Origin of the sequence: Methylobacterium sp. Leaf104 (assembly GCF_001422885.1) — a bacterium.
In the GTDB taxonomy this organism is placed as follows: Bacteria; Pseudomonadota; Alphaproteobacteria; order Rhizobiales; family Beijerinckiaceae; genus Methylobacterium.
Genome location: NZ_LMMZ01000003.1, coordinates 154,573 through 179,227 on the forward strand (window position 1 = coordinate 154,573; position 24,655 = coordinate 179,227).

Genomic DNA, 24,655 nt, shown 5'->3' on the forward strand with positions numbered 1-24,655 from the left:
TCAGGTCCGACATGCTTCTCAGGAACGACATGCGACCTCCGCGAACACGTCCGGCTTCGGGAAGGCCTCGTCGGGCACCGCGAAGCTCCTGAGGCCGGTGCCGAAGCGGTCCTGCAGGTAGGTCTCGGCGCGGGCCGCCATCGCCTTGTCGGATTCCACGGTGAGTTCCAGCGTGCGGCCGGAGCGCCAGGCCACGACCTCGCCGTCCTCCACGATGGTCTCGCCGTCCTTCAGGACCAGCCTGGCGCGGGCGAACATCGCCGTGCGGTCGGGGTCGTCGCGATAGACCGCGACGTCGGCCCGGGCGCCCTCGCGCAGGTGGCCGCGGTCGGCGAGGCCGAGGAGCTTGGCGGGTCCCGAGCGGGTGAGCTGGGCGATCTCCGAGAAGCTGTACTCGCGCTCGATCGCGCAGAGGCCCGAGCGCTCGGCGATGACCTTGTGCAGGGAGGCGATCTCGCGGTCGCGCTCCTCCTTGTCCATCAGGAAGTGGATGATCCGCGGGTAATCCGTGAAGGGACCGCCGTTGGGGTGGTCGGTGGTCAGGATGGTGCGCTCCGGCTCCTTCGAGAGGAGCATCAGCTCGAGGCCGATCGCCCATTGCAGGGAGCTCACCGGTCCGCGCGGCTTGTAGAGGAACGGCACCACGCCGCCGCCCTCGGCGTCGCCCGCGGTGAGGATCCACTTCTTCGGGTTGGCGCCCTTGCGGCCGGCGAACTGGCGCAGGATGTCGAGCGAGATCGTCACGGTCTGACCGAAGGCGACCTGGCCGACGTCGTAGGTCGCGTTGGGGTGCGCCTCCATGGCCTCGGTGATGCGCTCGGCCGCCGAGCGGAAGCCCCCGGTCTGGGGATTCTCGGGGTCGGCGACGCCGTAGCCGTAGAACTGGGCGTGGGCGAAGTGGATGCGCCGGCCCTCCGCCGCCTCCAGGGTCGCCACGAAGGATTCGTCGGCGCCCGGGATGCCGAGGTTGTTGCAGTGGACGTGCAGCGGGTGCGGCACGCCGATCTCCTCGACCGCGTCGAGGAGCGCGCCCATGATCCGGCGCGTCGAGAGGCCGTAGACCGGGATCTCGTCGTCGAGGCCGAGCTTCAGCATCCCGTCCTTGAAGGCCGAGGCGCCGCCCGCATTGATGCACTTGACGCCGAGGCCCCGCGAGGTGGCCACCGACAGGGCGACGAGGTCGCGCACCGCCGCCTTGCCCTCGCGCGCCCGCAGGAGCTGGAGCAGGTGGTCGTCGTTGCCCATCACCGTCAGGGCGCCGCGGTCGAGGAGCGGGATGTCGGCGAGCTCGAGCTGGGTGGCCAGCGCATTGGCGGGCGGCATCGCGGGCTCGACCGCCAGGGTGTAGCCCATCCGCGCGTAGTTCGCGCCGATCCAGGCGGCCGAGCCGCCGGCATGGGCGAAGGGATGGCCCTCGGGCGCGGCCTCGCTGGCGTAGAGCTCGGGCAGGAGCAGCCGGCTCATCACCACGTTGCCGCCGGCGATGTGCGAGTGCACCTCGACGCCGCCGGCCATCACCACGCAGCCGGTGGCGTCGATGGTCCGGTCGGGCGCGCGGTCGGAGGCGGCCACCACGCGGCCGTTCTCGATCCAGACCTCGCCGACCGCGTCGCGGCCGGCCGTCGGGTCGACGACCCGGCCCCCGTGAATCCGGATCAGCATGCGGCGCCCTTCTTCTGCGTGAGGCGTTGTTGGATACGATCTTGGATGGCGGTGAGGATGCCGGCCGCGCTCAGCTCGGCCGCCTGGCCGGAGGCCGGCGTATAGGTGATCGCGGCCCGGCGCTCGTCCCACAGGCTGCCGCCGGCGGTCTCGCCGGGCACGCCCACGGCGAAGACCACGTCGGCGACGTCGCCGCCGGCCTCGGGGCTGCCGACGCCCACGATGGCGACGCTCGGCAGGGTCCCGAGCCAGTCGGGACGCGGGGCGGGCAGGGAGGCGAGCCAGAGGGCGGCGTCGGCCTCGCCGGCGGCGATCTGGCGGGCGCTGTCGAAGCGCCAGGGATCGTGCTCGGGCACGTGGCGGCCGAAGCCGACGCGCGGGGCCTGGCCGGTGGTCCAGGCGGCGAGCTGCAGGAGGGCGCGGCCCTGGAACGGGTCGGAGAGGGGCAGGCCGAAGAAGCGCGTGACCTCGTTGAGGTCCTTGATCATGCCCTGGAGCATCTCGACGCCGAGTTCGCCGATCTCGGCCGGGTCGTACAGGACGACGCCGTACTGCGCGGTGCTCAGGCGCCGGGCGAGGTCGGCATAGGCCGCCTCGCCGCCGAGATTGCCCTTCAGGAAGGCGCGCAGATGCGCGATCGAGACCGCGAGGCCGCCGGCCTCGGCCGGGTAGGCCACGTGCCGGGTGGCGCCGTTGCGCGGGCCGCCGAGGGACAGGATGACCCGCTCCGAGCCGGCGGCACGGCCGCGGGTCGCCTGCGAGCCGGCGATGTCCTGGACGATCGGGCGGTCCCAGGGCGCGTTGCCGACGATGAGGACCGCGTCGGCCCGGCCGACGGCCTCGGCCGGCGTCGTCGTCATCGCGCCGGTGCGGCTCAGGGAGCCGAGCTCGGCATAGAGGCTCGGGCCGGCCACGGGATCGACGGAGGCGCCGAGGGCGTCGGCCAGGTGATAGGCCGCGCGCACCGCGCTCAACTCGGCGCAGAGACCCGCCAGGACAGCCGTCTGCGCTGAAGCGAGGAGCGTGGCGGCGGCCTCCACCGCCGCGTCCGCATCCGTCGCACCACCCTTCACCCAGGCCGCCATGCGTTGCACCTTGGAAAATCGAGGGCCCGGCGCGCACCGTATTCGGCGTCGCGCGCGGCGGGACTGAGCCAGTCCATGTCGTTGGGGCGGCACGTTTGCATCGGCGCCGCCCCCCAGGCAACCCCCCAGGACCGTCCGGCGCGAATCAGGAGCCCGGCGCCGCGGGGGGGAGACATCGGGACCCCGGCGCCGCGCCGGGAGATTTGCCCGATGCGCTTGCGACGGGTCGGCGCTCCGTGGGAGAAGCCGGCGGCGCGGGATCGGCGGCCCGACGGGGCACGGGGCCGCATGGAACGGGAGGACGGGTCGCGATGGAGGGGATCGACGTGATGCGGCCCCCGAGCGGGCCGGGCGAACCCGGCACCGGCCTGCGGGTGCACGCTCCCGCCCGCCTGCATTTCGGATTCCTCGACCTGCATGGCGGGCTCGGCCGGCGCTTCGGCAGCATCGGCCTCGCCCTCGACGCCCCGGCCGTGACCCTGACGGCGCGACCGGCTGGGCGCCTCGACGTGACCGGGCCGGAGGCACGGCGCGCCGCCGCCTACGCCCTGGCGGCCGCCGGGCATCTCGGCATCGCCGGTCACGCCGCGCTCACCATCGAATCCGCCATTCCCGCCCATGCGGGCTTCGGCTCCGGCACCCAGCTGGCGCTCAGCGTGGCGGCGGCCCTGGCCGGCCTCGCCGGGCGGCCCTTCGCGCCGGAGGACTTCGCCAACGCCCTCGACCGGGGCAACCGCTCGGGCGTCGGGCTGGCGGCCTTCACGCAGGGCGGCCTCATCGTCGATGGCGGGCGTGACCCCGACGGCAACCCGCCGCCGGTGATCGCCCGGCTGGCCTATCCGGAGGCCTGGCGCGTCGTGCTGATCCTCGACACCGGCATGACCGGCGTCCACGGCACCCGCGAGGTCGCGGCCTTCCGCGACCTGCCGCGTTTCCCGGAAGCCCAGGCCGCCGAGATCTGCCGCATCGTGCTGATGCAGGTGCTGCCCGCCGCGGTCACCGCGGAGCCCGAGGGGTTCGGCGCCGGCATCACCCGGATCCAGCAGCTCATCGGCGACCACTTCGCGCCCCACCAGGGCGGCCGCTTCGCCAGCCCGGCCGTGGCCGAGGCGCTCGCCGCCATCGCCGAATTCGGGATCGTGGGCTACGGCCAGAGCTCCTGGGGACCGACCGGCTTCGCCCTGGTGCCCTCGGAGGCCGAGGCCCGCGCCCTGGTGGCCATGCTGGAGCGCCCCGGCCCGCTGAAGTTCCTGGTCGCCCGGGGGCGCAACACCGGCGCGACGGTCACCGCGCTTTAAGACGACGTCCTGTAGATCCGAGCTTCGGGCCGCCCGCACCGGGCAGGCTTTGACAATTCGACGCCTCGGCGCACGATCGGGCCGCGTCACAGCACGAAGGGAGTCCGACGATGGCCCGCTCGATCCTGCACATGATCACGCCTCTCAAGCACATGAGCCCGTTCGACGTGAACATGGCCGTGGATGCGGGCTTCGAAACCATCGCCACCTACGCGAATGCGACGCTCGCGGACGTGACGACGCTCGTGCAGGATTCGATCTTCTCGCGCGCCCCCCAGGACGGCGTGCGCACCGGGATCTTCATCGGCGGCAAGAACGCCGAGGACGCCCTCGACATGATGGACCGGGCCAAGAAGGCCCTGGTGCCGCCCTTCGCCAACCACATCTTCGCCGATCCGGCCGGCTCCTTCACCACGGGCGCGGCCATGGTCGCGGAGGTGACCCGCGCCCTGAAGGCGAAGTTCGACACCGGCCTCGAGGGCAAGCGCATCGTCATCTTCGGCGGCGCCGGCGTCGTCGCCTACGTCGCCGCGGTGATCGGCGCCCTGCACGGCGCCAAGGCCGTCCTCGTCGGCCATGACGGCGAGGAGCGCGTCAGCAAGATCGCCAACACCATGCGCTGGCGCTTCGACGTCGAGGTCGAGGCGGTGGACGGCTCCACCGTGGCCGCCCGGCGCGCCGCCATCGTGAACGCCGACGTCATCCTCTCGGCCGGCCCGGCCGGCATCCCGATCCTCACGGCCGAGGACCTCGAAGCCGCCCCGAAGCTGCTCGTGGCCTCCGACGTCAACGCCGTGCCGCCCGCCGGCATCGCCGGCATCGACGTCAACGCCGTCGACGTGCCCCTGCCCACGGGTCGGGGCGTCGGCATCGGGGCGCTGGCAGTGGGCAACGTGAAGTACCAGACCGAATCCCGCCTCTTCCGCCGGATGCTGGAGGCCGACGAGCCGCTCTGCCTCGACTTCCGCGACGCCTACACGCTGGCGGTCGAGGTGGCGGGCTGACGCCCGAACCGTCGGAGCCGGCACCGGCCCTCGCCGGTCGGACCCTCCTGATCGCCGCCCAGTCCGGCCGCGCCCTCGCCCAGGCGGCGCGGCGGGCGGGCCTGGCGCCCCTCGTCCTCGACCTGTTCGGCGACGCGGACACCCGCGCTTTGGCCGAGGGCTACCGCCAGGCCGAAGGACGGTTCGGAGCCGGGCTGCTCGGCGGCGACGCGATCCTGCGCCATCTCGACATCCTCGCGGCCGAGGGGCCGGGCGAACCCCTCGGCCTCGTCCTCGGCAGCGGCTTCGAGGCCGCCCCCGACCTGATGCGGACCATCGCGGGACGCCACCGCCTCCTCGGCGCCGGTCCGGATTGCGTGGCCGCCCTCAAGGATCCCTTCGCCCTCGCAGCGCTGTGTCGGGCGCAGGCCGTCCCGCACCCGGCCGTCACCCGCGATCCCGTGCCCGACAGGTCCGCCTGGCTGCTCAAGCGGGCCGGGGGTTCGGGCGGCACGCATATCCGCGCCGCGCCGGGCGGCCCCGCCCCGCCGGGCGCCTATTTCCAGGCCCGGGCGCCGGGACGGGCCGTGTCGCTGGCGGTCCTGGCCGACGGCGCCGCGATCCGGGTGGTGGGGGTCACCGAGCAATGGAGCGCCCCGTCTCCCCTCCGGCCCTTCCGCTACGCCGGCGCCCTGGAGCGGGCGCCCCACGAGCCGCCGGTGCTCGGGGCCGAACTCCTGGCGACGATGGCGGCCGGGGTCGCGTGCCTCGCGGCGGCGACCGGCCTCAGGGGGCTCGCCAGCGCCGATTGCCTCGTGGACGGGCGGGATTGGTGGCTCACCGAGATCAACCCGCGCCCGGGCGCCACCCTCGACGTGCTCGACCGGCGCCGGACCCCGCTCCTCGCCCAGCACATCGCGGCGAGCCTCGGCCGTCTGCCCGATCCGGAACCCGCACCGATGGATGCGGCGGCGTCGGAAATCTGCTACGCGGCCAGCGGCTACGCGCCGATGCCGCCGATCTCCTGGCCGGATTTCGTGCGCGACCGCCCAAGACCCGGCACCACGGTGGCGCGCCACGCACCGCTGTGCACCCTGTTCGCCACAGGGCCGGACTCGGCCGCCACGAGAGCGATGTTGCGAAGCCGGGCCGCGGAACTGCGGACCCTGCTCGCCCTGACGGAGGGACACCCATGACCACCAGCCCGAGCGGCGCGAAATTCCCGTTTCCGAGCGTCAACGCCCTGACCGCGCCCCTGGTGGAGCGGCTGGTCGCCGATGCCGAGGCCCTGCGCCTGTCCGTGACCACCGAGAACGGCGCCCGCATGGTCGATGCCGGCGCGACCGTGCGCGGCTCCATCGAGGCCGGGCGCCGCATCGCCGAGATCTGCCTCGGCGGCCTCGGCACCGTCTCGATCGCGCCCTCCGGCCCGATCGCGTCCTGGCCCTACTCGGTGATCGTGCACGCCGCCGATCCGGTCATCGCCTGCCTCGGCAGCCAGTATGCCGGCTGGTCCCTGGCCGACGAGATCGGGGATTCCGGCTTCTTCGCCCTCGGCTCCGGCCCCGGCCGCGCCGTGGCGGTGGTGGAGGACCTCTACGGCGAGCTCGGCTACAAGGACACCGCGACCCAGACCGCCCTGGTGCTGGAGGCGGCCGGCGGCCCGCCGGCCTCCGTCGTCGCCAAGGTGGCCGAGGCCACCGGCCTGGCGCCGGAGCAGCTGACCTTCATCTACGCCCCGACCCAGAGCCTGGCCGGCTCGACCCAGGTCGTCGCCCGCGTCCTCGAGGTCGCCCTGCACAAGGCCCACACCGTCGGCTTCGACCTCCACAGGATCGTCGACGGCATCGGCTCCGCCCCGCTCTCGCCGCAGCACCCGGACTTCATCCAGGCCATGGGCCGCACCAACGACGCCATCATCTACGGCGGCCGCGTGCAGCTCTTCGTCGAGGCCGACGACGCCGATGCGCAGCAGCTCGCCGAGCAGGTCCCTTCGTCGAACTCGGCCGATCACGGCGCCCCCTTCGCCGACATCTTCGCCCGGGTGAACGGCGACTTCTACAAGATCGACGGCGCCCTCTTCAGCCCGGCCGAGGTGATCGTCACCTCCGTCACCACCGGCAGGAGCTTCCGCGGCGGCAAGCTGATGCCGGAGCTGGTCGAGGCGTCCTTCCGGTAAAGCGCCGGTTCCAAGCCCTCGCCCCGGTGCGGGCGAGGGTGCCCGCAGGGCAGGCGGGGGGAAGGGACGACCGCTCCGGATTCGGCGCTCCCTTCATCCGTCCCGCCGCGCGGGCCACCTTCTCCCGCAAGAGGGAGACGCCATTCACGTCGAGGCTATGGGAAACCCATGCGGATCGGGCTCGCGGCCGACAACGGCAACTGGCACAAGGCGCGCCTGAAGGCCGCCCTCGAACAGCTCGGCGCCGCGCCGGTGCTGTTCTCCATGGCCGACGTCGCGGTGGTGACGGGGGGACCCGAGCCCCTGCGGGTGCCCGGCTTCGCGACCCTGCCGGACGGCGTCCTCCTGCGCACCATCGCGGGGGGCACCTTCGAGGCGACGACCATGCGCCTCGGTGTCCTGCACGCCCTGGCGGCCGCCGGCACCACCGTGTGGAACTCCCCCGGCGCGATCGAGCGCTCGGTCGACAAAGCGATGACGAGCCTGCTCATCGCCCGGGCCGGCCTGCCGACCCCGGAGACCTACGTGCTCTCGAAGCGCGAGGCCGCCGCCGAGATCGTGGCGCGGGAGGCGCGGCCCGGCCGTCCCCTGGTGCTGAAGCCGCTGTTCGGCTCGCAGGGGGAGGGACTCCAGCTGATCGAGCGCCCGGAGGACCTGCCCGACGAGGAGGCGGTGTCCCGGGTCTATTACCTCCAGCGCTACATCGCCCGCGCCGACGGCCTCTGGCGCGACTACCGGGTCTTCGTCTGCGAGGGCCGCGCCATCGCGGGCATGATCCGCGAGGGCGACGGCTGGATCACCAACGTCCATCGCGGGGGCCGGCCCCTGGCCTGGGCGATGCCGCCCGCCGCCGCCGAGCTCGCCGAGCGCGCGGCCGCCGCGGTCGGCGTCGATTATTCCGGCATCGATCTCGTGGAGGACGGGCAGGGGGGCTACCTCGTGCTGGAGGTGAACTCGATGCCGGCCTGGTCCGGGCTGCAGCGAGTCACCGAGGTCGACATCGCGCTCGCCGTCGCCCGCGGCTTCCTGAACGCCGTGCGGGCGGCCCGCCCGCCCCGCCTCGTCTCGGCCCTCGGATGATCGCACCCGAGGCCATCGCCGCCGCCTACCGCGCGAGCTGCCTCGACGAGCTCGACGCCCTCAAGCCCGGCAACGTCCACGCCTTCGCCGACGGCCACCGCATGGCGGTGGCGGATTTCGTGGCGAGCGCGGAGGTCTCCGCGCCGTACCTCGCCGAGGCCGGGGCGCCGGTCGGCCGGCGCGTGCGCGGGGCGGTCGCGGCGACGATCGACCGGGTCGGCCAGAACACCAACCTCGGCATCCTGCTCCTCTGCGCGCCCCTGGCCCTGGCGGCCGAGGCGGCCCCGCCCCTGCGCCCGGCCCTCGCGGCCCTGCTCGACGGCCTCGATTCCGCCGATGCGCGCGACGTCTACGCCGCGATCCGCCGGGCCAATCCGGGCGGCCTCGGCCGGGCCGAGCGCCACGACGTCACCGATGCGGCGGCCCCGGCTTCGCTCCGGGCCGCCATGGCGGAGGCCGCCCCGCGCGACGCCATCGCGCGGGCCTACGTGACCGGATTCGCCGATCTGTTCGCGATCGGCCTGCCGGCCCTGGCGGCCGCCCGTGCGCGGGGTCTGGCGCCGCCCTGGTGCACCACCGCCGTCTACCTCGCCTACCTCGCCCGGGTGCCGGACAGCCACGTGGCCCGCAAGCACGGCCTCGACCGGGCGGAGGCCCTGCGCGCCGAGGCGCAGGCGCTGCTCGCCCTCGACCTCGAAGCGGCGCCGGTGGAGGCCCTGCTCGACCGGGACCGGGCCTGGAAGGCGGCCCGCCTCAACCCCGGCACCAGCGCGGACTTCACGGTGGCCACGCTGTTTCTCGCCCGCCTCCTCGAGGCCGGGGCCGAAACCGATCGGCCCGGTCAAGATTTCGCCGACTCAAACGAAGGTTCCGCCCGGCGATGAATAAATTGCCAGGCCGTACGCCCCGCGCAGGGTTGTTCCCGGCAAGGCCCCAGAGTAGGGTCCGCGCCGCGATCCGGGCTAACCGGTCCGGTCCCTCGATGGACTGGACGCCGTGAACAAGGATAGCTGCCGACCGCGCCTGAAGCTCGGGGGCGGTCACGTCTTTTCAAGACTTTGGGAGAAACCCCACATGGCGAAGATCAACAAGGTTCTGGTCGGCGAGGCCCTCGTCGGCGATGGCAACGAGGTCGCCCACATCGATCTCATCATCGGACCGCGCGGTTCGCCGGCCGAGGCCGCTTTCTGCAACGGCCTCGTGAACAACAAGCACGGCTTCACCAGCCTGCTCGCGGTCATCGCGCCGAACCTGCCCTGCAAGCCGAACACCCTGATGTTCAACAAGGTCACCATCAACGACGCCCGTCAGGCCGTCCAGATGTTCGGCCCGGCCCAGCACGGCGTCGCCAAGGCCGTGCAGGATTGCGTGGCCGAGGGCACGATCCCCGCCGATGAGGCCGACGACCTGTTCATCCTGGTCGGCGTGTTCATCCACTGGGAAGCGGCCGACGACGCCAAGATCCAGAAGTACAACTACGACGCCGTGAAGCTCTCCATCGAGCGCGCCGTCAAGGGCGAGCCCACCGCCGCCGTCGTCACCGAGCAGCGCAACTCCGCTTCGCACCCCTTCGCGTCGAACGCTTAGATCGGGGGCAGTCCTGGGCAGAGCGCGCCTCCGCCCGCACCGCGGGGCCTGCTCCAGCGACTGGCTTCCATCTTCCTCGGACGATGAACACATGACGGGGCGGCCTTCGGGCCGCCCCTCTCTTTTGCGCCGGGCGTCAGACGCACGGGCCTCCGTTCCGCAAGGCCCCGTCATGGATGGCGGAGGCCACGAGGGCGCCGGCCACGCCCCGGTGCCGTAGGGCCGCGATGTCCGCCGGCCCCCGCACGCCGCCCGCCGCGTAGAGGCGCGTCCCCGGGCTCGCCGCCGCCACCGCCGCCAGGCGGTCGAGGTCCGGCCCGGCCCCGACCCCGATCCGCCCGAGCGTCATCACGATGACGTCGCGCGGCCAGTGGGCCGGCGTCTCGTGCAGGGCGGCCGGTCCGAGGGGCTCGCCGTCCCGCGTGTCGAGGGAGAACACCGCCCGGTCGCCCAGGGCGCGCACGAGCGCGGCATCCGCCTGGCTCTCGCTGCCGAGCACCGGCCGGCCGAGCCCGGCGTCGAGGAAGGCCTCGACCCCGGCCGCCGCGGCGAATCCCGCATCGACCCAGAGGATGGTGCCGGGGCAGGCGGCCGCGATGGCGGCCAGGCTCGCGTGGTCGGGCGCGGCCCCGTCGACGATCGCGTCGAGGTCGGCCACGTAGAGGATCCGGGCCGGCACGGCCCCCAGGAGCCCGCGGGCCACGTCCGCCGGCGCCGATCCCTTTGCCAAGGGCGTGACGATCGGGGCATAGGAGGCGCGGTCCCCGGCCCGCGCCCGCACCACGATTCCGTGGCGCAGGTCGATCACCGGAATGATCTCGAATTCGTCCGCCATCCGGCTTCCTCCCGCGTTCAGGCCCGCCCGTGACACCACCGTCTGGATCTCCCGCCTCTGGATCTCCCGCCGCGTCCGCAGACGCGCCGGTGATCGGCTGGGATCTCGGCGGGGTCCATGTCAAGGCGGCCCTCGTCCGCGACGGCCGCTTGGTCGACGTGGTTCAGGCGCCGTGCCGCCTCTGGCGCGGCCTGCCCGCCCTCGACGAGACCCTGGCGCAACTGCCCGACTGGGCGCGCGGGGCGGCCGACCACGTCGTCACCATGACGGGGGAACTCACCGATTGCTTCGCCGGGCGCACCGACGGGGTGCGGCAGATCTCCGCCTGGGCCGGGACGACCCTCACCGGCCGGGTGCGGATCTATGGCGGACGCTCCGGCCTCCTCGCCCCCGCCGCCGCCGCGGCCCACGCCGCCGACATCGCCTCGGCGAACTGGCACGCCACCGCGGCCCTGATCGGCCGCCACCTCGCCGAGGGGCTCCTCGTCGATATCGGCTCCACCACCGCCGACCTCATCCCGATCGCGGCCGGGGCGCCGGTGGCGGCCGGCTACAGCGACGCCGAGCGCCTGGAGACGGGGGAGCTCGTCTATACGGGCGTGGTGCGCTCGCACCTCGTGGCGCTGGCCGACCACGCCCCGTTCCGGGGCCGGCGCACCGGGCTGATGGCCGAGACCTTCGCCACGGCCGCCGACATCCACCGCATCCTCGGCGATCTGCCGGAGGGCGCCGACCAGCAGCACAGCGTCGACCTCAAGGGCAAGTCGATCCCCGAGAGCGAGACCCGCCTCGCCCGCATCGTCGGACGCGACCGGGACGAGGGCAGCGCCGCCGAGTGGCGCGCCCTGGCGGCCCATTTCGCCGAACGGCAGCTCCGGCTTCTGCACGATGCGGCCGGCCTGGTACTGTCGCGCCGGCCCCTGCCAGACGGGGCGCCCGTGGTGGTGTGCGGCGCCGGCCGCTTCCTGGCCGAGCGCCTGGCCGCGCGCCTCGGCCGGCCGGCCCTCGCCTTCACCGACCTCGTCGCCGGCCCCCGCGCCGAGGCCGGGGCCGACTGGGCCTCCACCTGCGGCCCCGCCGTCTCCGTGGCGCTGCTGGCCGCCGATCCCACCTGACGTCCTGAAGAGAGACCCCGCGCATGAGTACGCCGCAGAAACTCGCCCGCATCCTCGCCAGCCGCTCCGGCGGCGGCATCGAGCTGGCCCTCGCCACCGAATCCGGCCAGACCCTGCGGGTTCTGGCGACGCCGGAGCAGATCGACATGCTGGTGGACGAACTCGAGGACATCCTGAACTCGCCGGAGGAGCCCGAATCTCCGGAGCCGCCGGCGGCGGCGTGAGGTGCAAGGGGCCGCAGGCTCTCGTGGTCAGAGCTTGACAGCTCGGCCCAGCCCGCTTGTGCCCGCTCAGAGCCGCTCGGAAGGCCCGCTTCGCGGCAGCTTGGTAGAGGATGACCTACGTCCGGGTGGGGTGGTTTCCGGCCAGTCCGGTTTCGGGTGGCGAAATCCTCATGCGCGCGTTCGCCTAATCCCGCAGATCGGATTTGGGCGTGGGAGGCTTGAACGATTACTTCGCGGAGTGGATGTTCGGCGGCCCGAGATGCTGGAGGAAATCCGGCTTGCCGAGGCTCACTCCAGCGCTGCGGAGGATCCCGTAGGCGGTGGTCACGTGGAAGAAGAAGTTCGGTAGCGCGAAGCCGGTGAGATAGGCCTGCCCGTTGAAGCGGTATCCCATGCCGTTCGGGAACTTCAGCTCCACCTCGCGCTCCGCACCTGAGGCCAATGCGGCCGGATCGATACCCTCGACGAAGGCAATCGTCCTGGCGCAGCGCTCCTTGAGTTCGGCGAAGGTCGCCTCGACGTCGGGCATCGAAGGCGCTTCGATCCCGGCGAGCCGTGCCACCGCATTCTTCGCGCTGTCGGACGCCATTTGATACTGGGCAGGCAGAGGCTTCATGTCCGGAGCCAGCCGCCGGATGAGCAACTCCGCTTCCGGCTTTTCCGATGCCGCCTTGTCAAGCCACGCGCTCATGCTGCGAAGCGCGTTCACGAAGATCGGGACGCTGACGTTGTGGATGCTGATGCTCATCCGGGCTGGCTAAGGCACCTGCCATCGAAGACGCGGTGAGAAGGCGCACACCGCGCAAGGGTGCGTCGAGCGAAGCTGCCGGAAGGCCGACGAACATCCGCTTCGGAGAAGCGACCGGGGTGGTCCGGGCGGCTGGCATGGGTCGCAAGCGGAACGTCCGCTTCGGGGCGAAACGCCAGGATCCGTTCTCCAACCGATCCGGCACGTCACGCGCGCCATACCCAGCCTCCGACACTCACCGCAGGAAATCCCCGAAGGAGCGCGGCCCGTCCGGGACCTTGATCTCGCCCGTCACCTTGAGCGTGGTCGCGTCGATCAGGCTCAGGGTGTTGGAGCCCCAATTCGCCACCGTCAGGGTGCGGCCGTCGCGGGAGGCGGCGATGCCCTCCGGGTGATCGCCGACCTCGATCGCCGCGACGTTGGTGAGGGTCTTCAGGTTGAACACCGTGACGGTGCCCGAATACTGGTCGGTGACGAAGCCCCGCGAACCGGCCAGAGCCACCACGTAGGGCCGCTCGCCCGTGGTCACCCGGCCGAGCTCGTGCCGGCCGGGCACATCGATCACCGAGACGTCGTTCGAGGTGACGTTGGCGGTGTAGGCGCGGGTCCCCTCGGCATCGAGGGTGATGCCGAACGGGTGCCGGCCGACGGGGATCTTCTGGACTTCCCGGGCCGCGGCGACGTCGACCACCGAGACCGAATCGCCCTCGCGGTTGGCCACCAGCAGGGTGGCGCCGTCGGGCGTCACGGCGATGCCGGAGGGCGAGGCGCCGACCTGGATCTCGGTGTCGAGCTGGGCGCCGTCGGGCGAGACCACGAAGATCCGGCTGCCGTACCAGTCGGCGACGTAGACCGCGCCGGATTTCGGATTGACCGCGATGCCGAGGGGGCCGCCGGGCAGGGCGAGGGTGCCCGTCACCGTGCGGGTGGCGAGATCGACCACGGCGAGGCCCGGTCCCTCGGGGCGGGTGACGAAGGCCGTCCGGCGGTCGGGCGAGAGGGCGATGCCGGCGGGCGCGCCGTCGATCGGGATCTGGGCGGCCACGCTGCCGGCCTCGAGGTCGACGATCGCCAGGGTGTTGGCTCCCTGGGCCGTGACGAGGGCCTCGTCGGCCCGGGCGGACGCGCCGAGCAGCAGGAGACCGAGGAGAGGGCCGGCGAGGCGCCGGCCCGTCCCCGTTCGCGATGCGATCAAGAACCGCTCTTCTCGATCTTGGCCTTCAGGGCGTCGAGGCCGGTGCGGTAGAGGCCGCGCACGGCCTTCTGCGAGGCCTCGTCGTTCAGCTCGGGCGGCGGATCGTTGTTCATGTAGCCGCGATAGAACGCGCCGTCCCAGGCGACCTTGGACTTGCCGCCGCCGGCATCCTCGACCTTGAGGGTGGAGGAGTAGTCGTTCACCGGCAGGGTCTTCACGTCGACCTTGGTGATCCGGTACGAGTAGCTCATCTTCTCGGCGGAGTACTTGTACAGCTCCTCGTCCACCGTGGCGCCGCCCTTGAGCGTCAGCGTGCGGGTGGCCTTGACCTCGTTGCCGCCCTTGCCCTCGGTCTTCTCCACCGGCGGCAGCCAGCTCATGTCCTGGAAGTTGCCGATCACGGCCCAGACCTTGTCGGGCGCCGCATTGATCTCGACGGTCTCCTCGACCTTCTTGCGGGTCGGGCCGTGCGCCTGGGCGCCGAACGAGACCAGGGCGAAGGCCGCCACGGTCGTCAGAGTGAGAAACTTCATCGGGTCTTCGTCTCCTCGGGAAAGCACATTCTACGGTGCTGGGGGGGAACGCTCGAGGATGCGATCGTCGCGGCCGAGGGCCGCGGCGACCTTGTCCTCGATCCAGTCCCAGGCCTCGCGCTCGGCGGGCCCGGCGGTCTTGGCGATCGCGATGGCGTGGTAGCGCATCTCGGTCAGGATCTTGTCGGGCTCCAGCATGTGCAGGCGGGTCGAGAGGATCGCCGCCTCCAGCACCGCCGCCTGCGCCCGGTTGTAGCCGATGAACGGCATGTGCGCCGCCGCGTGCACCATCCGGCCCCGGTAGCGGGGGCGCACCGCGTCCTCCTCCACGGCGGCGACCTCGAACTCGGCATGGCCGAAGCTCTCGGCGAGGCGCCGGCCGGCGATGCGCTCGCAGGGCAGGGTCGGCCAGTCGCGCCGCCCGGTGACGGCGCCGGCGATCACCCGCACGTCGCTGGGGCTGGAAGCGGCGAAGACCGGGTTGTCGGCGAGGTTGAGGATGGTGGGCGAGGGCCGGAACGGCGCCAGGATCCAGTCCGCACCGTCCTGGATCAGCCCGAACGGCACCAGGTGCAGCGACCCGTCGCGGGCGGTGGTGGTGACGACGGTCTCGAGGATCAGCGGCACGGGGTCAGGCCTTCCCTGCGGGGGCGGACGGGTCCGCCGGCGCGGGTTCGTCGGGAACGAACCGGCCGCAGACGATCCGGCCGCTCGTCTCCGCGGGGACCGGCGAGAGCGCGTCGGCGGCCCGGGTCTCGCCCGGCCCGGTCGTCGCGGGCGCTGCCGCCCCCGCCTCCGGCGGCGTCGCGTCACGGGCCGCGATCTCGGCGGCGGCGGGGCCGGAATGCTTCGTGTGGCCGGCCTTCTTGAAGGCGGTGGTGTCCTCCGCCTCGGCATCGGCCGCCGCCCCCCAGGCCAGGGCCTCGTCCTGCACGTAGCGCTTGCCGAGGCGCCAGGCGGTCTCGGCCTTGGTCAGCTCGCCACCGAGATAGAAGGCGTGGGCGCCGTCGCTCGCCACGTCGCCGGTCCTCTGGAGATCGGAAAAGAAGGCCATCGCGTCGGTGCCGATCGCATGGAGGTCGCGGTTGAACAGATGGATGCCGTCCTCGGCCACGGCGATGCGGTAGTTCGGGTCCTTCACCTCGGCCGCCTGGGCCGCGACCTCGTCCGGGGTCTGCACATAGGGCCGCTTGTCGTGGAGCGCCAGCAGGGCGCGGCCGTAGCCCTTGGGCAGGGCCGAATCGGCGCGCGCCGCGAACATCACCCGGCGGGCGGCGTCGTGCTCCTCCACGGTCCGGCGGGTGTGGTTGGAGACCTGGACGATGAGCACGTTGCGGATGGCGAGCTCCGAGCACATCCCGACCAGCAGGGCGGTGACGCCGAGGCTGTCGGCCTCGGTGAGTTCGGTGAGGTTGCCGGTGCCCATCATCATCTCGATGCCGGGCCAGCGCCTGCGCGTCTCGTGGTAGCGGGTGATGGAGTCCACGAAGCCGAAATGGATCGGCTCCAGGATCGGGTCGGCCATGTAGGGGCGCCCCGCCTTCTCCATCCGTTCGATGGCGCGGTCGAGGGAGGGCAGGTCGTCGGGACGCACCGGCACCAGGACCGGCACGGCGTCGGTCTCGAAGGCGAGGTCGAGGGTCTGCTCGTTGAGGCTGAGCAGGTAGTCCGCCCCCGCCCGGGCTCCGCGGGTCAGCTCGTCGAGGGAGAACGAATCGACGCTGACCTTGAGCCCGGCCCCCTTCAGCAGGCGCACGCACTCCTCGAGATGCGGGAAGTCGGTGTCCGGCAGGCCGCCGAGGTCGATCACGTCCGCCCCGCGCCGGGCCAGATCGAGGCCCTTGGCCAGGATCTGCTCGGGCGTCATCCTCGAGGCGTCGACGATCTCGGAGAAGATGCGCAGGTCGTGGCCCGAGAGATCGACCTTGCGCCCGGCGAGCCCGAGATAGGCCGGCAGGTCGACGATCTCGTCGGGGCCGCGCTCCACCGGCAGGCCGAAATGCGCGGCCAGCGCCTCCGGATCGGCCCGGCAGCGGCCGGGCAGGACGATGCGGGTGGCGCCGTCCGGGATCGTCACCCGGCGCCGGATGATCTCCTCCGTCATCAGGGCGGCGACCTTCACGCCGGCATCGGCGATGCTCCAGGCGAAGCGCTCCGGCGGCAGGGTGGCGGCGACCTTCTCCAGGCGCGCCTTGGCCATGCGGCCGGTGATGAAGACCAGATGCTCGGGCGCGCTCATGCAGCGGCCCTCGTGGAATCGCGGCCGGGCGGATAAGCGGCGCCGGGACCGAGGATCTCGATGCGGCCGGCATAGCGCGCCGCGAAGGCCGGGAAGGCCACGTCGACGAGGCCGCTCCGGGCGAGATCGGCCCAGTCCGCTCCCGCCGGCCGGTCAGCGAATTTCACCAGGCAGCAGCGCGGCGCGCCGATCGCGGCGGCGAGCCAGAGGGCGAGGCTGTCGGAGGTGACGGCCCAGGTCTCGGGAATGTCCGGGTGGCCCGCCTTCAGGGCGAGCGGATCCCAGACCGGGACCCGCCCGGCCGCCAGGATGCCGGCGAAGGCCTCCGGGTCGCGGGCCGGGACGAGGCGAGGCTCCAGCGCCGAGAGGATCTCGGCCATGCGGCCCATGGCGTCGAGGGCGAGGCGATGCGCCAGGGCATCGGAGAAACCGAGGGCGGCCTGAGCGCTCCGCACCCCCTCGGCGAGGGGGCCGCCGCCGGGGACGATGACGCAGGCCCCCGCGGCGCCGTCGGCGAGCTGCGCGAGGCAGGCCCGCAGGCGGGGCGCGTCGGCGACGAGACTGCCGCCGAGCTTCACCACGGTCGGGGCGGCCGGCGCCCGCATCAGGCGGCGTCCCGCCGGGCCGAGGCCCGGATCAGGCGCACGGCCTCGGCCACCCGGACGGGATCGAGGCCCTGCCGTCGATTGCCGGAGGCGCAGAGGCCGCCGCGGAAGCCGAGGTAATCCGGGCCGAGGGCTGCCAGGACCGCGATGTCGGGCAGCGCCAGGGAGCCGGCGAGGCCCGAGACCAGGCCGTGGCCGCGGCAGGCGCGGGTGAAGGCGGCCAGCACCGGCAGGGGCAGGTGGTCGGTGAGGCGGCGCCCGTCCTTGCCGGCGGTGTCGATCATGGCGCCGAGAAAGCCGGCGCGGCGCAGGGCCGGTACGAGGCCGGTCGCGTCGCCGGCCTCCGCGAACAGCACCGCGATCAGGCGGCCGGAGGCCGCCGCGGCGGCCCGGGCGAGATCGTCGGCCGAGGCGTCGGCCCGCACCGCCACCTTCACGACGTCGACGCCCGTGGCCGCCATCGCGGCGATGGCCGGAACCAGGGCCGCCCGGTCCGGCTCGCCGGCCACGGCGCTCGTCAGTGCCCGGGCGTCCACCCGCGCCACGATGGCCCGGACCGTGTCGGGGGCGAGGGCGCCGAGCGCCCCGCGATCGGGGTCCTTGCCGTCGACGAGGTCGGCGCCCGCCCGCGCGGCGAGGTCCGCCTCCTCCGCGTCGCGCACGCTCACGAGGAGCCGCGGGGCGGGGGCGTCGCCACCGAAGGACCGGAGATCGAGGGATCGGGGCACGGACATCAGCGCGGGTTTCGGTTGCTCGGGGGCCTCGGGAGGAGGCCATCGACGACGCCCGGGTCGGGAAGCGCCGCGCCCGTGATGGCGCGGCCGGGGCAAATTCGGCCTCAAGCTGGCGCTTCCGGCCCGAAGGCGGGCCTAGCGCATGGGCGGGAAGAAGGGAAATCCCGTCCTTCGAAACGCCGCCGGATCAGGAGCGGTTCGGCAGGGGCTCGGTGAGGAGGCGGTTCTTCACCACCCAGCGCATGGCATGCGCCCAGGTGTCGTCGGTGTCGGCCCGGATCACCACCCGGCCGCCGCGGATGACCTTGCCGGTGGCGGCCTCCGCGATGGTGACGGTGAGGTTGAAGATCTGGTTGGAGCCCTTCTCGACGTAGCCGGAGACCGCGAGGTCGGCCCCCAGGGTCTTGGCGATGGCCGCGGCGCAGCCGTCGCACTTGTAGAGGGGCGCCTGCTTGGTGATCTCGGCCGCCTGGGGGGCGGTGTCGACGGGCTCGACGCTGTCGCCCAGCGCCTTGCGCAGCTCGTCGGTCACGAGGCCGAGGCGCCGCACCTCGTCCGGCCGGGCCTTGCGGCCGCCGACCACGCCGGGATCGAACAGCTCGACCCCGAAGATCGCCGCCTTCTCCGGTGCGGCCCAGGCGGGATTCGCGAGAGCGCCGGTGGCGAGGAGGGCGGTGAGGGCGCGACCGAGCGCTGAGCGGACCGGAGACGGGGCCATGGGCGAAGCTCTCCGCTGGAGGCGGGGACAGGAGGGACCACGGGAACGCGCCGGGCGCTCGCGCGATCCCGCCGGTTCATCAGTTCCGCGAGATCTGCCCGGAAACGGTCCGGCGCGCAAATGGCGCCGCGGCGCCGTCCTGTCGAGCGCAAGGTTTCCCGCGCGACGCCCTTAGGAACCGCTTAGCAATCCGCGATTGAGCGCGGCGGCGCAATGTTGTTAGCCTCTGCGCCACATGCACAACCCCGCACGCTTCCTCCTCGCCCCGCTCGCCCTCAGCCTCGGGCTGTGCGGCCTTTCCCCGGCCTCGGCCCAGGAGCCGGCCACGCCCCCGGCCGCGCCGGTGATCGCCCCGAGCGAGACGCATATCGGCCTGATCTACCGGCCCGAACCCGCCCCCTCCTCCTACGACGCCGAGGCGGTGCCGGAGGACGAGGGCGTCGCCGGCGCCCGGATGGCGGTCAAGGACAACAACAACACCGGCCGCTTCACCAAGCAGACCTACGTGCTCGACGAGGTCGCCCTCGCGGGGGACAAGGATGGGGTGGGGGCGGCCCGGGACCTCGCGGGGCGGGGCATCCGCTACCTCGTGGTGGCGCTTCCGGCGGCCGAACTGCTCGCCATCGCGGACGCGCTGAAGGGCCAGGGCGTCACGATCTTCAACATCGCCGCCCCCGACGACCGCCTGCGCGGGGCCGATTGCCGCCGCGGCGTCTTCCACGTCCTGCCGAGCCGGGCGATGCAGACCGACGCCCTGGCCCAGTTCTTCACCCTGATGCGCTGGCGCAAGATGTTCCTCATCGTCGGGCCGGCGGAGACCGACCGCCTCTACGCCGAGGCGTTCAAGAATTCCGCCCGCAAGTTCGGCCTGAAGATCAACGCCGAGAAGCCCTGGACCTTCGGGCCGCTCGCCAAGGCGCGGGGCGACACCCCGACCCGTTCCGAGGCGATGGTCTTCACCCGGGGGCTCGACTACGACATCGCGGTGGTGGCCGACGAGGCCGGCGACTGGGGCGACTACGTCCCGTTCCGCACCGTCGACCCGCGCCCCGTGGCGGGTACGCAGGGGCTGATCGCCACCACCTGGCACCCGATGCTGGAGACCTGGGGTGCGGCCCAGGCGCAGAACCGCTTCCGGCGGCAGTCGGGGCGGCTGATGCGGCCCCTCGACTACCAGGCCTGGGCGGCGGTGCGCTCGGTGGGGGAGGCGGCGACCCAGAAGAAGACGGCCGACCCGGCGATCCTCGCCCCCTACTTCGCCGACCCGGCCTTCAGCCTGCCGGCCTACAAGGGCGTCTCCCTGAGCTACCGGCCCTGGGACCACCAGCTGCGCCAGCCCATCATCGTGGTGCAGCCCAAGGCCATGGTCTCGGTGGCGCCGGAACAGGGATTCACGCACCAGCGCACGCCGCTCGACACCCTCGGCATCGACCTGCCCGAGACGACCTGCAAGTTTCCCGACTGATCCCGTCACGTTCACGCGAGGCCCGGGCCGCCCGGGTCCCCTGCGGCAACGCGGGCCCCCGTCCGCTTGCGATCCCAAGCTCCCCGTGAGAGGGGGCTGCACTATAGTAACGCCCAATCAATCGTGTGCGAGCGATTCTTCGCCCAAGCAACAACGATGGCCCCGAGGAGGAACCCCATGAGCCGCGGCTTCAGGGCAGACGCGTCCGGAACGATCCTGGGCCTGGCGCTGCTGGCAGGCACGTCACTGGCCCATCCGGCGCAGGCCTACACGGTCTACGTCACCAACGAGAAGGGCAACTCGGTCAGCGTCATCGACACCGAGACGATGGCGGTGACCGGCACCTGGAAGGTGGGCCGGCGTCCGCGCGGCGTCACCACCAGCAAGGACGGCAAGGAACTCTTCGTCTGCGCCAGCGACGACGACCGCATCGACGTGCTCGACACCAGCACCGGCAAGGTCGTGCGCTCCCTGCGCTCGGGCCCCGATCCGGAGCAGTTCATCCTCGGTCCCCAGGGCAACCTGCTCTACGTCGCCAACGAGGACGACAGCCAGGTCACCGTCATCGACATCGAGAAGAACAAGGTCATGGCCGAGGTGCCGGTCGGCGTCGAGCCCGAGGGCATGGGCCTGTCGCCGGACGGCAAGATCCTGGTGAACACCTCCGAGACCACCAACATGGCCCACTTCATCGACACCACGACCTTCGCGGTGATCGACAACGTGCTGGTCGATGCGCGACCGCGCTTCGCCGAGTTCACGGCGGACGGGAAATTCCTCTGGGTCTCGGCCGAGGTCGGCGGCACGATCAGCGTCATCGACGTCGCCTCGCGCCGGGTGATCAAGAAGATCACCTTCAAGATCCCGGGCGTGAACGACGAGGCGATCCAGCCCGTCGGCATCCGCATCACCAAGGACGGCGGCAAGGCCTTCGTGGCGCTCGGGCCGGCCAACCGCATCGCGGTGATCGACGCCAGGTCCCACGCCGTGGAGAAGTACCTCCCCGTGGGCCAGCGCGTCTGGCAGCTCGCCTTCACCCCGGACCAGAAGCTGCTGTTCTCCACCAACGGTTCCTCGAACGACATCTCGGTCGTGGACGTGGCGGCCGAGAAGGTGGTGAAGAGCATCCCCGTGGGCCTTCTGCCCTGGGGAGTCACGGTCTCGCCGAACTAGGCGCCCTCCCCGACGGGGAGGGGAGACCCGCGAGAGCGACAGCGACGACCGCTCCGAGGCGGCACCGCCCCGGGGCGGCACCGCCTGCGGGCGGCCAACGGGAGGACAACACATGAAGCGGACGATGCGGCGCACCGCCCTTGCCCTGGCGGCGTGTCTCGCCACCGGCGCGGCCTGGATGGCGCCGGCCCAGGCCCTCGACCTGACGAAGAAGCGCCAGAACCTGCCCGACCTCGTCCTCGGCAACGAGGAGGGCAACGACTTCGTCGTGGAGAACAAGGAGATCGAGCTCGAATCCGGCAAGGCCTACCGCCTGCGGATCGTCGCCAAGGGCCGGCAGGAGTACAAGTTCTACGCGACCGAGTTCTTCCGCAACATCTGGTTCAACCAGATCGTCATCCAGCACCTGGAGATCCACGGCAGCGGCCCGCCGGACCATTTCGAATTCGACGATCCGGGCGAGATCGCGATCGAGTTCGTGGCCATCCGGCCCGGCGAATATCCCTGGTCGGTCCATGGCCTCGAATCCAAGGGCATGACCGGCAAGTTCATCGTGAAGTAGGACTCCCGTCGATGCGTGCGCCCCCGGTTCTCGCCCTCTCCGTCCTCCTCGCCCTCGGGAGCGTCGCCGCCCGCGCCGACGACAAGGCCGCCTGCGTGGAGGGCATCGCGATGATCCGGGCCGAACTCGCCAAGATCGCCCCGGACGCCAAGATCGCCCCGGACGCCAAGACCGCCCCGGGGGCGATCCAGCCCAGGCTCAGGAAGGCCCTGCGGGTCGCCGAGCGCGAGATGGGGGAGGGCGAGTTCGACGAGTGCCTCGATGCCGTCGGCGACGCCCAGCGGGCCTTGAAGCCATGAGTTCCGGAGAGCGCGCGAGCCCCGCCCTCGAGGTCGCCCAGGTCAGCCACCGCTTCGGCGCGCGGGCGGCCCTGTCCGACGTCTCCCTCAGCGTCGCGCGCGGGCGCTTCACCGCCCTGCTCGGGCCGAACGGGGCCGGCAAGACGACGCTGTTCTCGGTGATCACCCGCCTGTACGCGAGCCAGGACGGCCGGGTCTCGATCCTCGGCCATGCCCTCGACCGGGAGCCGAGCCGGGCGCTCGCCCGCCTCGGCGTGGTGTTCCAGGCCCGCACCCTCGACACCGACCTCACCGTCGCGCAGAACCTCCACTACCACGCCAGCCTGCACGGGATTCCCCGCAAGGCCGCCAAGGCGCGGATCGCCGCGCTCCTCGACCGCGTGGGCCTGGCCGACCGGCGCGACGACAAGGTGCGGACCCTCTCGGGCGGCCAGTCCCGGCGCATCGAGATCGCCCGCTCCCTGGTGCACGAGCCCCGGCTGCTGCTCCTCGACGAGCCCACCGTGGGGCTCGACCTCGAATCGCGCGCCGACATCGTCGCCATCGTCCGCGCCCTGGTGCGGGAGGAGGGATTGTCGGTGCTCTGGGCGACCCACATCTTCGAGGAGATCGACGCGTCCGACGACGCGGTGGTGCTGCACCGGGGCCGCATCGTCGCCCGCGGCACCGCCGGCTCCATCGCACGGGGCGACGAGACCCTGGAGGCGGCCTTCCGCCGCCTCGTCGCCGAACCCGCGCGGCAGGCCGCATGAGCACCATCGAACGCACGCGCCCGTCCGTGTCCGCCCCGGCGGAGGCGCCGGTGCCCCATCTCGGGCGCCTCGACGCCGTCGGCTACCTGATCTGCCTCGGCGGCATCGTGCGCCGGGAGCTTCTGCGCTTCTTCAACCAGAAGGAGCGCTTCTTCTCGGCCCTCGTCCGCCCGCTCGTCTGGCTGTTCATCTTCGCGGCGGGCTTTCGCAACACGCTCGGCGTCTCGATCGAGCCGCCCTACCAGACCTACGTTCTCTACGAGGTCTACGTGGTGCCGGGCCTCGCGGTGATGATCCAGCTCTTCAACGGCATGCAATCCTCGCTCTCGATGGTCTACGACCGCGAGGTCGGCTCGATGAAGGTGCTGCTGACGAGCCCCTATCCGCGCTGGCTCCTGCTGCTCGCCAAGCTGATCGCCGGCGTCACCGTCTCGGTGGTGCAGGCCTACGCGTTCCTCGCCATCGCGTGGTTCTGGGAACTCGACATCCCGGCCATCGGCTACGTGGCGGCGCTGCCGGCCTTCATCGCCTCGGGGCTGATGCTCGGCGCCATCGGCCTGCTGCTCTCCTCCATGGTCAAGCAGCTGGAGAACTTCGCCAGCGTGATGAACTTCGTGATCTTCCCGATGTTCTTCGCCTCCTCGGCGCTCTACCCCCTCTGGCGCATCCGCGAATCCTCCGAGACCCTGTACTGGATCTGCCAGCTGAACCCGTTCTCCCACGCGGTGCAGCTCGTGCGCTTCGCCCTCTACGGGCAGTTCGAGCCGGTCGCCTGCGCGGTGGTCGTGGGGACCACGCTCGCCTTCTTCACCCTCGCCGTCGTCGCCTACGATCCGGGCCGTGGCATCATGGCCCGGCGCGGCGGCCCGGCCGGAGACAATTCCTGATGACTTCTCGCACGCTCCCCCTCCGCGCCCTCGCGGGCCTCGCCCTCCTCGGCCTCGGCGCCGGGCCGGTCCTCGCCCAGCCGAAATCCGATCCGGACTGGCCCTGCGTCCAGCGCAAGGTCTCGAACCTGAGCGCGGGCACGGTCTGGACCGGGCCGGATCTCGAGGCGGCCGGCCCCTGGGGCGACGATTTCGAGGCCGCGGCGCTGGCCCAGAAGATCGCCTCGCGCCGCACGCCGCTGTCCGAGGTCGACCCGCTCCTCGACGACTTCACCGCCAAGGCCGGCGCCGACAAGGAGAAACGCCTCACCCGGGTCTTCGCCGGCGTGTTCGAGGTCCTCAACGGCGAGCGCAACAAGGTCATCGCCGGCATCGGCCGCTACGCCCAGGGCCAGCGCCGCATGGCCGAGCGCATCCGCGAGGAGGCCGACCAGATCAGCGCCACCAAGGATGCGCCGAGCGCCCAGGACGCCCGCGACATCCCCAAGGACGCCTCGGAGCTGGAGACCAAGTTCACCTGGGACCGGCGCATCTTCCAGGAGCGCAGCCAGTCCCTGACCTATGTCTGCGAGGTCCCGACCCTGCTGGAGCAGCGCCTCGGCGAGATCGCCCGCAAGATCCAGGCCCGGCTCTGACGCGGCGCCGCGGCCCGGGGTCCTGGCCGCGCCCGGACCGCCTTGCCACTTTCTCCCGGGTG

Annotated in this window: 27 protein-coding genes; 16 read left to right on the plus strand and 11 right to left on the minus strand. The window is 72.4% G+C overall.

All coding sequences use genetic code 11. From position 1 onward, the window contains the following. Positions 1–18 precede the first annotated feature (18 nt). Together ASF49_RS05600 and ASF49_RS05605 are read right to left on the minus strand one after the other, a co-directional pair. Positions 19–1,662 (minus strand): formylmethanofuran dehydrogenase subunit A, encoded by a 1,644-nt coding sequence (locus ASF49_RS05600; RefSeq protein ID WP_056469066.1) that lies wholly within the window; start codon positions 1,660–1,662, stop codon positions 19–21. Continuing rightward, on the minus strand, positions 1,656–2,747 hold the full coding sequence (locus ASF49_RS05605) for a hypothetical protein (RefSeq protein WP_056469069.1): 1,092 nt from the start codon (positions 2,745–2,747) through the stop codon (positions 1,656–1,658). Before ASF49_RS05605 ends, ASF49_RS05600 begins: the two co-directional genes overlap by 7 nt. A gap of 311 nt (positions 2,748–3,058) precedes the next feature. On the opposite strand from ASF49_RS05605, the gene ASF49_RS05610 reads away from it, so the two are divergent. The 7 genes from ASF49_RS05610 to fae all read left to right on the plus strand — a co-directional run bounded on the left by ASF49_RS05610 (position 3,059) and on the right by fae (position 9,874). After that, positions 3,059–4,045 (plus strand): beta-ribofuranosylaminobenzene 5'-phosphate synthase family protein, encoded by a 987-nt coding sequence (locus tag ASF49_RS05610; RefSeq protein WP_082510898.1) that lies wholly within the window; start codon positions 3,059–3,061, stop codon positions 4,043–4,045. A 110-nt stretch (positions 4,046–4,155) separates the two neighbouring features. Further along, positions 4,156–5,049: an NAD(P)-dependent methylenetetrahydromethanopterin dehydrogenase gene (locus ASF49_RS05615; protein ID WP_056469072.1), complete on the plus strand. Its 894-nt coding sequence runs from the start codon at positions 4,156–4,158 to the stop codon at positions 5,047–5,049. Positions 5,050–5,198: 149 nt separating this feature from the next. Continuing rightward, positions 5,199–6,224 carry an ATP-grasp domain-containing protein gene (locus ASF49_RS05620; RefSeq protein WP_335338453.1) on the plus strand — a complete coding sequence of 342 codons (1,026 nt, stop codon included), beginning with the start codon at positions 5,199–5,201 and terminating at the stop codon, positions 6,222–6,224. Then, on the plus strand, positions 6,221–7,207 hold the full coding sequence (gene mch / locus ASF49_RS05625; protein WP_056469077.1) for a methenyltetrahydromethanopterin cyclohydrolase: 987 nt from the start codon (positions 6,221–6,223) through the stop codon (positions 7,205–7,207). Before ASF49_RS05620 ends, mch begins: the two co-directional genes overlap by 4 nt. A 168-nt stretch (positions 7,208–7,375) precedes the next feature. Continuing rightward, positions 7,376–8,287: an ATP-grasp domain-containing protein gene (locus ASF49_RS05630; protein ID WP_056469081.1), complete on the plus strand. Its 912-nt coding sequence runs from the start codon at positions 7,376–7,378 to the stop codon at positions 8,285–8,287. Next, complete coding sequence (locus tag ASF49_RS05635; protein WP_056469084.1) at positions 8,284–9,171, plus strand: triphosphoribosyl-dephospho-CoA synthase; 888 nt, start codon at positions 8,284–8,286, stop codon at positions 9,169–9,171. The genes ASF49_RS05630 and ASF49_RS05635 overlap by 4 nt, the downstream gene beginning before the upstream one ends. Positions 9,172–9,361: 190 nt before the next feature. Continuing rightward, positions 9,362–9,874 carry a formaldehyde-activating enzyme gene (fae, locus tag ASF49_RS05640; RefSeq protein WP_056220318.1) on the plus strand — a complete coding sequence of 171 codons (513 nt, stop codon included), beginning with the start codon at positions 9,362–9,364 and terminating at the stop codon, positions 9,872–9,874. 136 nt (positions 9,875–10,010) lie between these two features. Here the strand turns inward: fae and ASF49_RS05645 are convergent, their stop codons facing one another. Beyond that, positions 10,011–10,709 carry a HisA/HisF-related TIM barrel protein gene (locus ASF49_RS05645; protein ID WP_056469087.1) on the minus strand — a complete coding sequence of 233 codons (699 nt, stop codon included), beginning with the start codon at positions 10,707–10,709 and terminating at the stop codon, positions 10,011–10,013. 89 nt (positions 10,710–10,798) lie between these two features. On the opposite strand from ASF49_RS05645, the gene ASF49_RS05650 reads away from it, so the two are divergent. Both ASF49_RS05650 and ASF49_RS05655 read left to right on the plus strand, forming a co-directional pair. Continuing rightward, positions 10,799–11,824 carry a hydantoinase/oxoprolinase family protein gene (locus tag ASF49_RS05650; protein WP_056469089.1) on the plus strand — a complete coding sequence of 342 codons (1,026 nt, stop codon included), beginning with the start codon at positions 10,799–10,801 and terminating at the stop codon, positions 11,822–11,824. A gap of 23 nt (positions 11,825–11,847) precedes the next feature. Further along, a complete protein-coding gene (locus ASF49_RS05655) occupies positions 11,848–12,048 on the plus strand; it encodes a hypothetical protein (RefSeq protein ID WP_056469091.1) in 201 nt (66 codons plus the stop codon). A gap of 226 nt (positions 12,049–12,274) precedes the next feature. Here ASF49_RS05655 and ASF49_RS05660 read toward each other — a convergent pair whose 3' ends face one another. The 8 genes from ASF49_RS05660 to ASF49_RS05695 form a co-directional block, all read right to left on the minus strand. Beyond that, positions 12,275–12,796, minus strand: coding sequence for a DUF1993 domain-containing protein (locus ASF49_RS05660; RefSeq protein ID WP_056469094.1), 522 nt, complete (start codon positions 12,794–12,796; stop codon positions 12,275–12,277). Positions 12,797–13,031: 235 nt separating this feature from the next. Then, entirely contained in the window at positions 13,032–13,934 is a 903-nt protein-coding gene (locus ASF49_RS05665; RefSeq protein ID WP_431739889.1) for a beta-propeller fold lactonase family protein, read from the minus strand. A 53-nt stretch (positions 13,935–13,987) separates the two neighbouring features. Further along, positions 13,988–14,524, minus strand: coding sequence for an SRPBCC family protein (locus ASF49_RS05670; RefSeq protein WP_056469097.1), 537 nt, complete (start codon positions 14,522–14,524; stop codon positions 13,988–13,990). Positions 14,525–14,554: 30 nt separating this feature from the next. Further along, on the minus strand, positions 14,555–15,151 hold the full coding sequence (locus ASF49_RS05675; protein ID WP_056469100.1) for a DUF447 domain-containing protein: 597 nt from the start codon (positions 15,149–15,151) through the stop codon (positions 14,555–14,557). A 4-nt stretch (positions 15,152–15,155) separates the two neighbouring features. Beyond that, positions 15,156–16,763, minus strand: coding sequence for a DUF6513 domain-containing protein (locus tag ASF49_RS05680; protein WP_056469103.1), 1,608 nt, complete (start codon positions 16,761–16,763; stop codon positions 15,156–15,158). Next, positions 16,760–17,368, minus strand: a complete 609-nt coding sequence (locus tag ASF49_RS05685; protein ID WP_056469106.1) for an amino acid kinase family protein — start codon at positions 17,366–17,368, stop codon at positions 16,760–16,762. Before ASF49_RS05685 ends, ASF49_RS05680 begins: the two co-directional genes overlap by 4 nt. Continuing rightward, entirely contained in the window at positions 17,368–18,102 is a 735-nt protein-coding gene (locus ASF49_RS05690; RefSeq protein ID WP_056469107.1) for a (5-formylfuran-3-yl)methyl phosphate synthase, read from the minus strand. The genes ASF49_RS05685 and ASF49_RS05690 overlap by 1 nt, the downstream gene beginning before the upstream one ends. Before the next feature lie 187 nt (positions 18,103–18,289). After that, complete coding sequence (locus ASF49_RS05695; RefSeq protein ID WP_056469110.1) at positions 18,290–18,820, minus strand: DUF3280 domain-containing protein; 531 nt, start codon at positions 18,818–18,820, stop codon at positions 18,290–18,292. Positions 18,821–19,055: 235 nt separating this feature from the next. Between ASF49_RS05695 and ASF49_RS05700 the strand changes: the two genes are divergently transcribed. The 7 genes from ASF49_RS05700 (at position 19,056) to ASF49_RS05730 (ending at position 24,593) form a co-directional block, all read left to right on the plus strand. Next, a complete protein-coding gene (locus tag ASF49_RS05700; RefSeq protein WP_056469113.1) occupies positions 19,056–20,285 on the plus strand; it encodes an ABC transporter substrate-binding protein in 1,230 nt (409 codons plus the stop codon). Positions 20,286–20,462: 177 nt separating this feature from the next. After that, positions 20,463–21,458, plus strand: a complete 996-nt coding sequence (locus tag ASF49_RS05705; protein WP_056469116.1) for a YVTN family beta-propeller repeat protein — start codon at positions 20,463–20,465, stop codon at positions 21,456–21,458. Positions 21,459–21,570: 112 nt separating this feature from the next. Further along, positions 21,571–22,020 carry a hypothetical protein gene (locus ASF49_RS05710; protein ID WP_056469119.1) on the plus strand — a complete coding sequence of 150 codons (450 nt, stop codon included), beginning with the start codon at positions 21,571–21,573 and terminating at the stop codon, positions 22,018–22,020. An 11-nt stretch (positions 22,021–22,031) separates the two neighbouring features. After that, positions 22,032–22,319, plus strand: a complete 288-nt coding sequence (locus tag ASF49_RS05715) for a hypothetical protein (protein WP_056469122.1) — start codon at positions 22,032–22,034, stop codon at positions 22,317–22,319. Further along, positions 22,316–23,071 carry an ABC transporter ATP-binding protein gene (locus ASF49_RS05720; RefSeq protein WP_056469125.1) on the plus strand — a complete coding sequence of 252 codons (756 nt, stop codon included), beginning with the start codon at positions 22,316–22,318 and terminating at the stop codon, positions 23,069–23,071. Before ASF49_RS05715 ends, ASF49_RS05720 begins: the two co-directional genes overlap by 4 nt. Next, positions 23,068–23,958, plus strand: a complete 891-nt coding sequence (locus tag ASF49_RS05725; protein WP_056469128.1) for an ABC transporter permease — start codon at positions 23,068–23,070, stop codon at positions 23,956–23,958. The genes ASF49_RS05720 and ASF49_RS05725 overlap by 4 nt, the downstream gene beginning before the upstream one ends. Further along, positions 23,958–24,593 carry a hypothetical protein gene (locus ASF49_RS05730; RefSeq protein ID WP_056469131.1) on the plus strand — a complete coding sequence of 212 codons (636 nt, stop codon included), beginning with the start codon at positions 23,958–23,960 and terminating at the stop codon, positions 24,591–24,593. Before ASF49_RS05725 ends, ASF49_RS05730 begins: the two co-directional genes overlap by 1 nt. The last annotated feature ends 62 nt before the right edge of the window (positions 24,594–24,655 follow it).

Excerpts from the sequence above, each read along its gene's own strand:
- ASF49_RS05600 (WP_056469066.1), bottom strand. The coding sequence starts at position 1,662 with ATGCTGATCCGGATTCACGGGGGCCGGGTCGTCGACCCGACGGCCGGC.
- ASF49_RS05605 (WP_056469069.1), bottom strand. The coding sequence starts at position 2,747 with ATGGCGGCCTGGGTGAAGGGTGGTGCGACGGATGCGGACGCGGCGGTG.
- ASF49_RS05610 (WP_082510898.1), top strand. The coding sequence starts at position 3,059 with ATGGAGGGGATCGACGTGATGCGGCCCCCGAGCGGGCCGGGCGAACCC.
- ASF49_RS05615 (WP_056469072.1), top strand. The coding sequence starts at position 4,156 with ATGGCCCGCTCGATCCTGCACATGATCACGCCTCTCAAGCACATGAGC.
- mch (WP_056469077.1), top strand. The coding sequence starts at position 6,221 with ATGACCACCAGCCCGAGCGGCGCGAAATTCCCGTTTCCGAGCGTCAAC.
- ASF49_RS05630 (WP_056469081.1), top strand. The coding sequence starts at position 7,376 with ATGCGGATCGGGCTCGCGGCCGACAACGGCAACTGGCACAAGGCGCGC.
- ASF49_RS05635 (WP_056469084.1), top strand. The coding sequence starts at position 8,284 with ATGATCGCACCCGAGGCCATCGCCGCCGCCTACCGCGCGAGCTGCCTC.
- fae (WP_056220318.1), top strand. The coding sequence starts at position 9,362 with ATGGCGAAGATCAACAAGGTTCTGGTCGGCGAGGCCCTCGTCGGCGAT.
- ASF49_RS05645 (WP_056469087.1), bottom strand. The coding sequence starts at position 10,709 with ATGGCGGACGAATTCGAGATCATTCCGGTGATCGACCTGCGCCACGGA.
- ASF49_RS05655 (WP_056469091.1), top strand. The coding sequence starts at position 11,848 with ATGAGTACGCCGCAGAAACTCGCCCGCATCCTCGCCAGCCGCTCCGGC.
- ASF49_RS05660 (WP_056469094.1), bottom strand. The coding sequence starts at position 12,796 with ATGAGCATCAGCATCCACAACGTCAGCGTCCCGATCTTCGTGAACGCG.
- ASF49_RS05670 (WP_056469097.1), bottom strand. The coding sequence starts at position 14,524 with ATGAAGTTTCTCACTCTGACGACCGTGGCGGCCTTCGCCCTGGTCTCG.
- ASF49_RS05680 (WP_056469103.1), bottom strand. The coding sequence starts at position 16,763 with ATGAGCGCGCCCGAGCATCTGGTCTTCATCACCGGCCGCATGGCCAAG.
- ASF49_RS05685 (WP_056469106.1), bottom strand. The coding sequence starts at position 17,368 with ATGCGGGCGCCGGCCGCCCCGACCGTGGTGAAGCTCGGCGGCAGTCTC.
- ASF49_RS05690 (WP_056469107.1), bottom strand. The coding sequence starts at position 18,102 with ATGTCCGTGCCCCGATCCCTCGATCTCCGGTCCTTCGGTGGCGACGCC.
- ASF49_RS05695 (WP_056469110.1), bottom strand. The coding sequence starts at position 18,820 with ATGGCCCCGTCTCCGGTCCGCTCAGCGCTCGGTCGCGCCCTCACCGCC.
- ASF49_RS05700 (WP_056469113.1), top strand. The coding sequence starts at position 19,056 with ATGCACAACCCCGCACGCTTCCTCCTCGCCCCGCTCGCCCTCAGCCTC.
- ASF49_RS05705 (WP_056469116.1), top strand. The coding sequence starts at position 20,463 with ATGAGCCGCGGCTTCAGGGCAGACGCGTCCGGAACGATCCTGGGCCTG.
- ASF49_RS05710 (WP_056469119.1), top strand. The coding sequence starts at position 21,571 with ATGAAGCGGACGATGCGGCGCACCGCCCTTGCCCTGGCGGCGTGTCTC.
- ASF49_RS05715 (WP_056469122.1), top strand. The coding sequence starts at position 22,032 with ATGCGTGCGCCCCCGGTTCTCGCCCTCTCCGTCCTCCTCGCCCTCGGG.
- ASF49_RS05720 (WP_056469125.1), top strand. The coding sequence starts at position 22,316 with ATGAGTTCCGGAGAGCGCGCGAGCCCCGCCCTCGAGGTCGCCCAGGTC.
- ASF49_RS05725 (WP_056469128.1), top strand. The coding sequence starts at position 23,068 with ATGAGCACCATCGAACGCACGCGCCCGTCCGTGTCCGCCCCGGCGGAG.
- ASF49_RS05730 (WP_056469131.1), top strand. The coding sequence starts at position 23,958 with ATGACTTCTCGCACGCTCCCCCTCCGCGCCCTCGCGGGCCTCGCCCTC.